The sequence below is a fragment of the Nitrobacter sp. 62-23 genome, from assembly GCF_001897285.1.
Lineage (GTDB): Bacteria > Pseudomonadota > Alphaproteobacteria > Rhizobiales > Xanthobacteraceae > Nitrobacter.
The window spans coordinates 1-11908 of record NZ_MKSM01000029.1 but is presented as its reverse complement, the minus strand read 5'-3'; the positions used below and the strand labels follow the sequence as shown (position 1 = coordinate 11908).

Here is an 11908-nt window from a genome sequence, read left to right as displayed (position 1 = left end):
ATGGTCCAGCCCTTGGCGTGCCAGAACACCACGCCGGGACCTTCCTCCTGGAAGTGGAACAGGTCGAGTTCGCGGCCGAGCTTGCGGTGATCGCGCTTCTCGGCTTCCTCGATCTGCTTCAGGTAGGCGTCGAGGTCTTCCTGCTTCGCAAACGCCGTGCCGTAGATGCGCGTCAGCATCGGGTTGTTGCTGTCGCCGCGCCAATAGGCGCCGGCCACCTTCATCAGCCTGAAGGCGTTGCCGATCTTGCCTGTGGAGGTCATGTGCGGGCCGCGGCAGAGATCGAACCAGTCGCCCTGATAGTAGATCTTGATCGGCTCGCTGCCGGGAATGGCGTCCACCAGTTCGACCTTGAAGGCCTCGCCCTTGTCGCGGAACACCTGCTTGGTCTTTTCGCGATCCCAGACGTCCTTGGTGAAGGGTTTGTCGCGCGCGATGATCTCGCGCATCTTCTTCTCGATCGCCGGGAAGTCCTCCAGCGAGAATGGCTCGTTGCGGAAAAAATCGTAATAGAAGCCGTTCTCGATCACCGGGCCGATGGTCACCTGCGTGCCCGGCCATAGCGATTGCACGGCCTCGGCCAGAACGTGCGCCGCGTCGTGGCGGATCAGTTCCAGCGCGCGCGGGTCATCGCGGCTGATGAATTCGATACTGGCATCACGCTCGATCGGATCGGCAAGATCGCTGACCACGCCGTCGAGCGCCATCGCGACCGTGCGCTTGGCCAGCGACGGCGAGATGCCTTTGGCGATATCGAGACCGGTGGTGTTTTTCGGGAACTCGCGCCGCGCGCCGTCCGGAAAGGTGAGGCTGACGTTGTCGGTGGGCGAGACGGGCTTCAGGTTGGCGAGGCCATACTGGAATCCCGATGCGGGTTCGTTCTTGTCGGACATAGATGGCTCCTGTGGCTCACTCCTGCGAACGAGCGCAGGTAAGCGGGATGCAGCGGTATAGCAGCCGGTTCGCCCGTTGCAACGGCTGAAAGTTCCGCTTGGGCGCAAAACCGCGGATTGGCGCCCGGCGGGAGTCCGGCCCGTGCCACGTTGCGGGCTGCCCGCGAGCGCACGGTTACGCGCCGCTTCCTTTCTATCGTCAGTGGCCCCGGTCGTGGACGGGAGGGTGATTGCCCGCTTCATCCATCCGCAGCAGCCCCTCGAACCGGGCAAACATCGCAAGGCGGTCGGGCGAAACCGTCTGCTCGGCTTTCGCGAGCGCGTCGGCGAGCGCACCTGCGACATCAGGCGCAATGCCCGCATGCCGCAATGCTTCGGCGCTTCGGATTCCGTCTCCAGCGCAGAGGATGATGGTCCAGTGACCATGCTTGTTCCGCAGGAGCGCGCGGCCGCCCGTTTCGGCCTGCGTCCAGTCGGCAATCGCGTAGCCAGCCGTGGCGACCACCGGACCGACGACCAGCTTTGCTTCCGGCTTGTCGAAGCTCGAATGGAGCAGATCGCGCACCGCGTCCTCGTCCGGCCCCGCAATCGCCGAACCGATGAGGCTGCAGAACACGATGAACGCGGCAAAGAGTTTCGTCAGCACCGGAATTTCCTTATATATCTGATGACAATACGGCCGATTACAATACGTCGGGCTTTACAGGCGTGTTGCGAAGAGCCTGCGCCGGTTTCAAGCCGCATCCCCGGAGTGCCTCGCCTTGACCACGACCATCTACGGCATCAAGAACTGCGATACCATGAAGAAGGCGCGCGCGTGGCTGGACGGTCATAGCATCGCCTATGAGTTTCACGACTACAAGGCCGTTGGCATCGAGCGCGCCCGGCTCAAGGCATGGGCGGCAAAACTCGGTTGGGAAACATTGTTGAACCGCGCCGGCACGACGTTTCGCAAATTGCCGGACGCGGACAAAGCTGGATTGACCGAGGCCCGCGCGCTGGCCCTGATGCTCGATCAGCCCTCGATGATCAAACGTCCGGTGCTGGAGGTCGGCGACAAGCTGCTCGTCGGCTTCAAGCCGGAGGTTTACGAGAAGGAGTTTCGGACACCGAAACGATGACGCGGCCTTGATCCGCGCCATCATGGCGGCGCTTTGGTCGGTGCCGATCGTCGAAGCGGGCAAAAGCCCCGTGCGCATTTCGACTAATGGCTGAGGGAATGACGGCTCCGGACTTCCGGCGAATGCTACTTTGCACCTTGCGCAATCCAGCCCATTGACATCATATTCTGAAAGACGGCCGTGCCCGGTGGTGTCCAGTGCACTGAACGGGTTCGGCGGCTAAAGACTCAGCCGCGAAGGGGACACCGAGCGATAGCTGAGGGGGATTTTTGAGTGACGAATGAGTTCATTCTTGAAACCCACGGATTGACCAAGGAGTTTGCTGGTTTTGTCGCCGTGCGCGACGTGGGTCTGCGTGTTCGCCGCGGCAGCATTCATGCACTGATTGGCCCCAACGGAGCGGGAAAAACCACCTGCTTCAACCTGCTGACCAAGTTCCTGAAGCCGTCGGCGGGGAAGATTATCTATAACGGACGCGACATCACGGCGCTTGCGCCGGCCGACGTGGCGCGGCTCGGATTGGTGCGGTCGTTCCAGATTTCGGCGGTCTTCCCGAATCTCACGGCGCTTGAAAATGTCAGGGTTGCATTGCAGCGCCAGCACGGCCATTCCTTCGATTTCTGGCGCTCCAAATCGGTGCTCGATCGCTTCAACGGTCGCGCGCTTGAATTGTTGGATCAGGTGGGCTTGAGCGAGTTCGCGAAAACCCTTGCGGTGGAGATGCCGTACGGACGCAAGCGTGCGCTGGAGATCGCGACGACGCTGGCGCTCGATCCGGAAATGATGCTGCTCGACGAACCGATGGCCGGCATGGGTCATGAGGACATCGACAGGATCGCCGCGCTCATCAAGCGCATTTCGGCGAAGTACACGATCCTGATGGTCGAGCATAACCTGAGCGTGGTCGCGAACCTCTCCGATATCATCACCGTGCTGACGCGCGGACACGTGCTCGCCGAGGGCAATTACGACGACCTCACCAAGGACGAGCGCGTCAGGGAAGCCTATCTGGGAGCCGGTCATGGCTGACGGAACAATGACCGCGCCGGGCGTCTCCGGGTCCGCAAAGCCGGCCGGCGACGCCATGCTCGCGGTTCAAAATCTCCAGGCTTGGTACGGCGAATCCCATATTCTTCACGGCATCACCTTCAACGTCGCGGCGGGAGAGGTTGTCACGTTGCTCGGCCGCAACGGCGCCGGCAAAACCTCGACGCTGAAGTCGATCATGGGCATCATCGGCAAGCGCACAGGGTCGATCCGCTTCGACGGTCACGACATCTCGCGCGCCTCGTCGGACAAGATCGCGCGTTTGGGTGTGGCTTACTGTCCGGAGGAGCGGGGCATCTTCGCCAGCCTCGATGTGCGCGAGAACCTGATGCTGCCGCCGGAGGTCCGCAGCGGCGGCCTGTCGCTGGACCAGATCTTCACGCTGTTTCCCAATCTGAAGGAACGGCTGCGCAGCCAGGGCACCAAGCTGTCCGGCGGCGAGCAGCAGATGTTGGCGATCGCGCGCATTCTGCGCACGGGCGCGCGTTTCCTGATGCTCGACGAGCCGACCGAGGGCCTTGCGCCGGTCATCATCGAGCAGATCGGCCGCACCATCGCGCGATTGAAGTCGGAGGGGTTTACGATCCTTCTGGTGGAGCAGAACTTCCGCTTTGCCGCGACGCTCGCCGACCGCTTCTACGTCGTCGAACACGGCAAGATCATCGACGGCTTCGCAAGTTCCGAGTTGCAGGCCAACATGGACAAGCTTCATGCCTATCTCGGTGTCTGAAGCGTTTTTGATCGAAGTGGCATCCGGTTCGCGTGAAGACAACACGTCAAGTCGAGGACCTGGAATTTTTCACCGTTTCCGTAAAAGGTGAAAAATTCCAGGCGGCGTCCCCGGACGGGACCAAAACGGAGTGGGAAAAAATGAGGACCAGACTTGCAGTTTTGCTCGTCGGCACGGCGCTGACTTTTGGCATGACCATCAGCGCGGTGGCCCAGGACAAGGTGACGGACAAGAACGTCAAGATCGGCGTGCTGACCGATCTTTCCGGCCTGTATGCCGACCTCGGAGGAGAGGGATCGGTGGTCGCGGCAGAGATGGCGGCCGATGATTCAGGACTGAAGGCCAAGGGTTGGAAAATCGACGTCATCTCCGCGGATCACCAGAACAAGCCCGACGTCGGTGCCGGCATTGCGCGCCGATGGATCGACACCGACAAGGTCGACATCATCGCCGACGTGCCCAACTCCGGCGTTGCACTCGCAGTCAACAACATCGTGAAGGAGAAGAACAACATCCTGCTCGATTCAGGCGCGGGCTCCTCGGAACTCACCAACACGCAGTGCACGCCGAATACGATCCACTTCACCTACGACACCTACATGCTGGCTCAAAGCACGGGGGGCGCGATGGTGAAGGCCGGCGGCGACACATGGTTCTTCATCACGGCGGATTATGCCTTCGGCCATGCGCTTGAGAACGATACGACGGCGGTCGTCAAGGCCAATGGCGGCAAGGTGCTGGGAAGCGTCAAGGCGCCGTTGGGTACGGCGGACTTCTCGTCCTATCTGCTGCAGGCCCAGGCATCGAAGGCCAAGGTGATCGGGCTTGCCAACGCCGGCGGCGACACCACCAACTCGATCAAGCAGGCCGCGGAATTCGGCATCGTCAAGGGCGGCCAGAAACTTGCCGGCCTGCTCATGTTTATATCGGATGTCCACTCGCTCGGCCTGAACGTGGCGCAGGGGCTCAACCTGAGCGAAACGTTCTACTGGGACACCAACGACCAGACCCGTGCCTTCTCGAAGCGCTTCAGCGAACGCCTGAAAACCCACGCGATGCCGACGATGGTTCACGCCGGCGTCTACGCGGGACTGCTGCACTACTTCAAGGCGCTGGAGGCGCTCGGCGGCAATCCGCATGACGGCGCCAAGGTAGTGGCCAAGATGAAGGAGATGCCGACCGACGATCCGCTGTTCGGCAAGGGCGTGATCCGGATCGACGGCCGCGCGATTCATCCGGCCTTCCTGTTCGAGGTCAAGACGCCGGCGGAGTCGAAGGGGCCGTGGGATCTCTACAAGCTGATCGGCACCACGCCGGGGGACCAGGCGTTCCGGCCCTTGTCGGAAAGCAAGTGTCCGCTGGTCAAGCACTGACGCTGCGGGCCGTTCCGGCGGCGTCGAGCCGCCGGGCGACCTTACCCGCTGGTTACAAGATAGGGATGAGGCCGGAGCAACATGTCGATCAATCTGCAGGCTCTCTCCGCGCAGCTTCTGGTCGGGCTGATCAACGGTTCGTTCTATGCGCTGCTGAGCCTTGGCCTCGCCGTGATCTTCGGCATGCTCAACATCATCAACTTCGCGCATGGCGCGGTCTACATGATGGGCGCGTTCTGCGCCTATTTCCTGCTCAACATCTTCGGGATCGGCTACTGGCCGGCGCTGATTATCGCGCCGGTTCTCGTGGGCATCTTCGGCATGGTCATGGAGCGGACCATGCTGAAATGGCTGGCCGGGCTGGATAACCTGTACGGACTGCTGCTGACCTTCGGTCTGGCGCTGATCATTCAGGGCGTGTTTCAGAACTATTTTGGCTCCTCCGGTCTGCCCTATGCCATTCCCGATGAATTGCAGGGCGGCATCAATCTCGGCTTCATGTTCCTGCCGATCTACCGCGGCTGGGTGATCGTATGTTCGCTGGTGGTCTGTCTCGCCACCTGGTACCTGATCGAGCGGACCCGGCTCGGCGCTTACTTGCGCGCAGCGACGGAAAACCCCACGCTGGTGCGCGCGTTCGGCATCAACGTGCCGCGCATGATCACGCTGACATACGGATTGGGCGTCGGTCTCGCGGCGCTGGCCGGCGTGCTGTCGGCGCCGATCAATCAGGTGCGGCCGTTGATGGGAGCCGACCTGATCATCGTGGTGTTCGCGGTGGTGGTGATCGGCGGCATGGGATCGATCATGGGATCGATCGTCACCGGATTTGCGCTTGGCGTCATCGAGGGGCTGACGAAATATTTTTATCCCGAGGCCTCCAACACGGTGGTTTTTGTGCTCATGGTCCTCGTGCTGCTGGTGAAGCCGACGGGATTGACGGGGCGGGCGGTCTGACATGGTAGCATCGATCGACCATCCCGTTCGGACCACAAGCCGTCGCATCATCGGCGACGAGATGATCGTTTTCATTCTCATGACGGCGGTGCTGGCCATCGTTCCGATGACCGGAATCTATCCGTTTTTTGTCATGCAGGGACTTTGCTTCGCGTTACTCGCCTGCGCGTTCAACCTGCTGCTCGGCTACGGCGGCCTGTTGTCGTTCGGCCATGCGATGTTTCTCGGGACCGCCGGTTATGTCTGCGCGCATGCGTTGAAGGTGTGGGATGTCCCGCCCGAATTGGGCATCGGAGCGGGTGTCGCGGCCGCGGCCTTGCTGGCGGTCGTCACCGGGGTCGTCGCCATCCGCCGGCAGGGCATCTATTTCGCGATGATCACGTTGGCGCTGGCGCAGCTTCTTTATTTCGTCTATCTGCAAACGCCGTTCACCCATGGCGAAGATGGCATCCAGGGAGTTCCTCAAGGCAGGATGTTCGGGGTCATCGACCTGTCGCGTCCGGACACGCTTTATTACGTTATATTGGGCGGCTTTCTGTTCGGCTTCCTTGTGATCTACCGCGCTGTCAACTCGCCGTTCGGCGAGGTGCTGAAGGCGATCCGGGAGAACGAGCAGCGCGCGATTTCCCTGGGCTACAAGACCGACCAGTACAAGCTTCTGGCCTACATCCTGTCGGGCACGCTGGCCGGGCTGGCCGGATCGCTCAAGGTGCTGGTGGTGCAAAACGCCTCGTTGACCGACGTGCACTGGACGATGTCGGGTGAAATCGTGCTGATGACGCTGGTGGGCGGCCTCGGCACGGTCTTCGGACCGGTCGTCGGCGCCTTTGCGATCATCGCCATGCAGCAGTATCTGGCCGGTTTCGGGCAATGGGTCACCGTGATCCAGGGCGTCATCTTTGTCGTCTGCGTGCTGACCTTCCGCCGCGGCGTAGTCGGCGAAATTGCGCATTATTTTAAGCGATCGCTGTAATTTATCGCGCGAATGGAGCCTTTTTGGCACAATCCGGTGGATGATCCCGCCGATTGCAATGCCGATTGCCCACTTTCCCGGAAATGGTTTATGACATTTCCGCGCTCCGGACACGCGGCCCGGTTCTTGTCTGCAAAGTGGATACTGCGATGCTGCATTGGTTCCGGTCCTTTCTGCCGAAAGAGGAGCGTTTTTTCGACCTGTTCGCCCGCCACTCGCAGACGATCGTGCAGGGGGCGGAGGCGCTTCAGGGAGTGCTGAAGGGCGGTGAAGAAACCCCGGTGTTCTGCCAGCGCGTCAGCCAGCTCGAAAACGATGCCGACGGCATCACGCGCGAGGTGCTGACCGCTGTCCGCCGCTCCTTCATCACGCCGTTCGACCGCGTCGACATCAAGAACCTCATCACCTCGATGGACGATGCCATCGATCAGATGCAGCAGACCGCGAAGGCGGTGGTGCTGTTCGAGGTCCGCAGCTTCGAACCGCCGATGCGCGAGATCGGCTCGCTGCTCGTGGAATGCGCCAATCTGGTCGGCCGCGCGCTGCCGCTGCTCCAGTCGATCAGCAACAACGTCGCAATGCTGACGGCGATCACCGAGGAACTCGGCAAACTGGAGGGCCGCGTCGACGATCTGCACGATATCGGCCTGAAGGAGCTTTTCCTGAAGCACCGCAACGCCAACGCGATGGACTTCATCGTTGGCGCCGAAATCTACGATCACCTGGAAAAGGTCGCCGACCGCTTCGACGACGTTGCCAACGAGATCAGCAGCATCGTCATCGAGCAGGTATAGGGCAGGGCCGCGCTGTGGACGTCATGCTCGGTCTTCCGGTTCTGGTCGGCCTGATCTTTGCCGCGCTGCTGTTCGATTTTCTGAACGGTTTGCACGACGCGGCGAATTCGATCGCGACCATCGTTTCAACGCGCGTGCTGCGGCCGCGATACGCGGTGCTGTGGGCGGCGTTCTTCAATTTCGTCGCGTTTCTCGTATTCGGCCTTCACGTCGCCAACACCATCGGCACCGGCATCGTCGAGCCCAGCGTGATCGACCCGCAGGTGATCTTCGCCGCGCTGGTCGGCGCCATGGCCTGGAATCTGATCACCTGGGCACTCGGAATTCCGTCCAGCAGTTCGCATGCGCTGATCGGCGGCCTGCTCGGCGGCGGGGTCGCGAAAGCCGGCCTTTCGGCGGCGGTCTGGAGCGGTCTGTCGAAGACGCTGGTCGCGATCGTATTGTCGCCGCTGGTCGGGTTTTTGCTTGCGCTGGTGCTGGTCGCGGTCGTCTCGTGGCTGTCGGCGCGCTCGACGCCGTTCGCGGTCGATCGCACCTTTCGCATTCTGCAGTTCTTTTCCGCGTCGCTTTATTCGCTCGGCCACGGCGGCAACGACGCGCAGAAGACCATGGGCATCATCGCGGTGCTGCTGTTTTCGCAAGGCTATCTCGGCAGCGAATTCAGCGTGCCGTTCTGGGTGGTGCTGGCGTGTCAGGCCGCGATGGCGTTGGGGACGCTGATGGGCGGCTGGCGGATTGTGCGAACCATGGGCCTTCGCATCACCAAGCTGAAGCCGGTGCAGGGCTTTTGCGCCGAGACCGGCGGCGCGGTGACGCTGTTCGTGGCGACGTTCCTCGGCGTTCCGGTATCGACCACCCACACCATCACGGGAGCCATCGTCGGCGTCGGTGCCGCGCGGCGACTGTCGGCCGTGCGCTGGAACGTCGCAAGCTCCATCGTCTATGCATGGGTGATCACCATCCCAGCATCGGCGTTGGTCGCCGCGCTGGCTTACTGGGCGGTGGCGTTTGTCAAGTAACGAGTTTCAGCCCGACGATCCCGGCGACGATCAGGCCGATGCAGGCGAGCCGCGCCATCGTCGCCGGATCGCCGAACAGCACGATGCCGAGGATCGCAGTTCCCACCGCGCCGATGCCGGTCCAGACCGCATAGGCGGTGCCGATCGGCAGCGTCTTGAGCACCATCCCGAGCAGCGCAAGGCTCGCGGCCATGGCCGCCAGCGTCAGCACCGACGGCAGCAGCCGCGTGAATCCTTCGGTGTATTTGAGGCCGATCGCCCAGCCGACTTCCATCAATCCGGCGACGAACAGCATGAACCAGGCCATGACGACCCTCCTTGAACAACGGGCAAAGTCGTCCCCGCGGCTACCAGAGCGTTTTCAAGCGAAGTCGATACCGGTTCGCGTGAAGAAAACGCGTCAGATAAAAACCTGACCTGGTTCTGCTTTATCAGAACCGGAGATCAGGCTGGATGGAAGGTCGTCCTTCCGTTTGATATATGAGGCCGCGAGCGTCGGCTCGCAACCGCGCTTACCTGTAAATCCCCTTGATCCGGCCGGTTTTCCCTGCCACACGCTGGTTGATGTCCGACCTCGCGCTGCAGAATGATTCAACCTCGCGTTCGCCGCTGGCGGCGGAAGTCGCGCGCCGGCGCACTTTCGCGATCATCTCGCATCCCGACGCCGGCAAGACCACCTTGACGGAAAAGCTCTTGCTGTTTGGCGGCGCCATCAATCTCGCCGGACAAGTCAAGGCGAAGGGCGAACGGCGCAACACCCGTTCCGACTGGATGAAGATCGAGCGCGACCGCGGCATCTCCGTGGTCACCTCGGTGATGACGTTCGAGTTCGAGAACCGGGTCTTCAATCTGCTGGACACGCCGGGTCATGAGGACTTCTCCGAGGACACCTACCGCACGCTGACGGCGGTGGATTCCGCGGTCATGGTGATCGACGCAGCCAAGGGGATCGAGGCGCGCACCCGCAAGCTGTTCGAGGTCTGCCGGCTGCGCGATATTCCGATCATCACCTTCATCAACAAGATGGACCGGGAGAGCCGCGATACTTTCGAACTGCTGGACGAGATCGAGAAGACGCTGGCGCTCGACACCACGCCGATGACCTGGCCGGTCGGACGCGGTCGCGACTTCCTCGGCACCTACGATGTCGCGACCGGCGGCATCCGTCTGCTCGACGGCGGCGGCGCCAAGACCGGCGCGGCCGAACAGATCGACATCGCCGATCTTGCCGCGCGCAACGCCAACCTGAATATCGACGAGGTCAGGGACGAACTGGCGCTTGCGACCGAGGCCTGCAAGCCGTTCGACCTTGAGGCGTTTCGCGAGGGACACCTGACGCCGGTCTATTTCGGCTCGGCGCTGCGCAATTTCGGCGTCGGTGACCTCCTGGAAGGGCTCGGCAAATTCGCTCCGTCCCCACGCGCGCAGGAATCAAACCTGCGCAAGGTTGCCGCCGATGAACCGCGCATGACGGCCTTTGTATTCAAGATCCAGGCCAACATGGATCCCAATCATCGTGATCGCATTGCTTTCGCCCGGCTCTGTTCCGGCAAGCTGACGCGCGGCATGAAGGCGAAGCTGGTGCGCACCGGCAAGCCGATGCCGCTGTCGTCGCCGCAATTTTTCTTCGCGCAGGATCGTGCGATCGCGGACGAGGCATTCGCAGGCGATGTCGTCGGCATTCCCAACCACGGTACGTTGCGGATCGGCGACACCCTGACCGAAGGTGAGGATGTCACCTTTGTCGGTGTGCCGTCGTTCGCGCCGGAGATCGTTCGGCGTGTCCGCCTCACCGATGCGATGAAGGCGAAGAAGCTCAAGGAAGCCCTCCAGCAGATGTCGGAGGAGGGCGTCGTGCAGGTGTTCCGCCCGCGCGACGGTGCGCCCGCGCTGGTCGGCGTGGTCGGCATGCTGCAGCTTGATGTGTTGAAAGCGCGTCTCGACGCGGAATATTCGCTGCCAGTGGATTTCGAGGTCAGCGAGTTTCAACTGGCGCGCTGGATTTCATCCGACGATCGCAGGAAGCTTGATGCCTTCATCGCGGCGAACGGCTCCGGAGTGGCCGACGACGTCGACGGCGATCCGGTGTACCTCGCCAAGAACGAGTTCTATCTCGGCTACACGATGGACCGCGCCGACGGCATCGTGTTCTCAAGCGTCAAGGATGTGAAGAAGACCGTGTAAGGGAGGAAATTATGGGACTATCGGTGATGATTGCTGGTCTTGTTCTCTTTCTTGGCGTGCACCTCGCCGCGACCAAGCGTGATTTTCGCGCGCGGTTGATCGCGTCCTACGGCGAGGTCCCCTACAAGGTCGGGTTTTCGCTGATATCCGCGGCTGGTGTCGCGCTGATCGTCTGGGGGTTCTTCGACTACCGCGCCACCGGCTGGATCGACGTCTGGCATCCGCCGCGCGTGATGAAGCACATCGCTGAAGCGCTGATCCTGCCCGCCGTCATTCTCGTGGTGGCGTCGTATATCCGCGGCCGCATCTACGCCAAGCTGAAGCATCCGATGCTCGCCGGCGTCAAGCTGTGGGCGACGGCCCATTTGCTCGCCAACGGAGATCTAGGCTCGATCATCCTGTTCGGTTCGATCCTGGCGTGGGCGGTGATCGACCGCATCTCGCTCAAGCGCCGCACCGATCCCAGCGGCCTGCCGATCCCGGTCGGCGGGGTTCGCAACGATGTGATCGCGGTCATCGTTGGCGTCGTCCTCTATATTGCGCTCGGCGCTCTCTTCCATCCCTACGTCGTTGGCGTTCCCGCCTTTGGAGCCTAGTACCGCCGATTTGAAATTCCTGCACCACTTGCAGCGGGTTCGTCTTCGGGCATTTCAAATCGAAAGCGGTACTAGAATCATAAGGTTGCTAGTACCCTTTGCTTTCCGAAGTTCGTTAAGGGGGGGGCGATGTCTCACGAACTTCGGAAAGCGGGTACTAGGGTCGAGACTCAATTGGCCGTCCACCAGGTTATTGCGGCAGCGATGCAGACGGCCGACAT

13 protein-coding genes are annotated in these 11908 nt (G+C 61.7%); 10 read left to right on the top strand and 3 right to left on the bottom strand.

All coding sequences use genetic code 11. From position 1 onward, the window contains the following. Both BGO16_RS03320 and BGO16_RS03315 read right to left on the bottom strand, forming a co-directional pair. Positions 1–893, bottom strand: an 893-nt coding sequence (locus BGO16_RS03320) for a threonine--tRNA ligase (RefSeq protein WP_292617181.1), incomplete at its 3' end; no start/stop codon positions are given. Positions 894–1092: 199 nt separating this feature from the next. Further along, positions 1093–1539, bottom strand: coding sequence for a copper uptake system-associated protein (locus BGO16_RS03315; RefSeq protein WP_292617180.1), 447 nt, complete (start codon positions 1537–1539; stop codon positions 1093–1095). A gap of 115 nt (positions 1540–1654) precedes the next feature. Here BGO16_RS03315 and BGO16_RS03310 point away from each other — a divergent pair, with 115 nt between their 5' ends. The 8 genes from BGO16_RS03310 to BGO16_RS03275 all read left to right on the top strand — a co-directional run bounded on the left by BGO16_RS03310 (position 1655) and on the right by BGO16_RS03275 (position 8907). Beyond that, positions 1655–2014: an ArsC family reductase gene (locus BGO16_RS03310; RefSeq protein WP_292617179.1), complete on the top strand. Its 360-nt coding sequence runs from the start codon at positions 1655–1657 to the stop codon at positions 2012–2014. 273 nt (positions 2015–2287) lie between these two features. Then, a complete protein-coding gene (locus tag BGO16_RS03305; protein ID WP_292617178.1) occupies positions 2288–3043 on the top strand; it encodes an ABC transporter ATP-binding protein in 756 nt (251 codons plus the stop codon). Positions 3044–3050: 7 nt separating this feature from the next. Then, entirely contained in the window at positions 3051–3791 is a 741-nt protein-coding gene (locus BGO16_RS03300) for an ABC transporter ATP-binding protein (protein WP_292617183.1), read from the top strand. A 140-nt stretch (positions 3792–3931) separates the two neighbouring features. Beyond that, positions 3932–5164 carry an ABC transporter substrate-binding protein gene (locus BGO16_RS03295; RefSeq protein ID WP_292617177.1) on the top strand — a complete coding sequence of 411 codons (1233 nt, stop codon included), beginning with the start codon at positions 3932–3934 and terminating at the stop codon, positions 5162–5164. A 93-nt stretch (positions 5165–5257) separates the two neighbouring features. Continuing rightward, entirely contained in the window at positions 5258–6121 is an 864-nt protein-coding gene (locus BGO16_RS03290) for a branched-chain amino acid ABC transporter permease (protein WP_292617182.1), read from the top strand. A gap of 1 nt (position 6122) precedes the next feature. Next, complete coding sequence (locus tag BGO16_RS03285; protein ID WP_292617176.1) at positions 6123–7094, top strand: branched-chain amino acid ABC transporter permease; 972 nt, start codon at positions 6123–6125, stop codon at positions 7092–7094. A gap of 149 nt (positions 7095–7243) precedes the next feature. Beyond that, the gene (locus tag BGO16_RS03280; protein WP_292617175.1) at positions 7244–7888 is read left to right on the top strand and encodes a DUF47 domain-containing protein; all 645 of its coding nucleotides are present in this window, start codon (positions 7244–7246) and stop codon (positions 7886–7888) included. A 14-nt stretch (positions 7889–7902) separates the two neighbouring features. Then, positions 7903–8907: an inorganic phosphate transporter gene (locus BGO16_RS03275; protein WP_292617174.1), complete on the top strand. Its 1005-nt coding sequence runs from the start codon at positions 7903–7905 to the stop codon at positions 8905–8907. On the opposite strand, the gene sugE is transcribed toward BGO16_RS03275, so the two are convergent. Next, on the bottom strand, positions 8900–9214 hold the full coding sequence (gene sugE / locus BGO16_RS03270) for a quaternary ammonium compound efflux SMR transporter SugE (protein ID WP_292617173.1): 315 nt from the start codon (positions 9212–9214) through the stop codon (positions 8900–8902). The two genes, BGO16_RS03275 and sugE, sit on opposite strands and share 8 nt — an antisense overlap. Positions 9215–9471: 257 nt before the next feature. Between sugE and BGO16_RS03265 the strand changes: the two genes are divergently transcribed. Together BGO16_RS03265 and BGO16_RS03260 are read left to right on the top strand one after the other, a co-directional pair. Further along, positions 9472–11091 (top strand): peptide chain release factor 3, encoded by a 1620-nt coding sequence (locus tag BGO16_RS03265; RefSeq protein ID WP_292617172.1) that lies wholly within the window; start codon positions 9472–9474, stop codon positions 11089–11091. 11 nt (positions 11092–11102) lie between these two features. After that, positions 11103–11687, top strand: a complete 585-nt coding sequence (locus tag BGO16_RS03260; RefSeq protein WP_292617171.1) for an NnrU family protein — start codon at positions 11103–11105, stop codon at positions 11685–11687. Positions 11688–11908 lie beyond the last annotated feature (221 nt).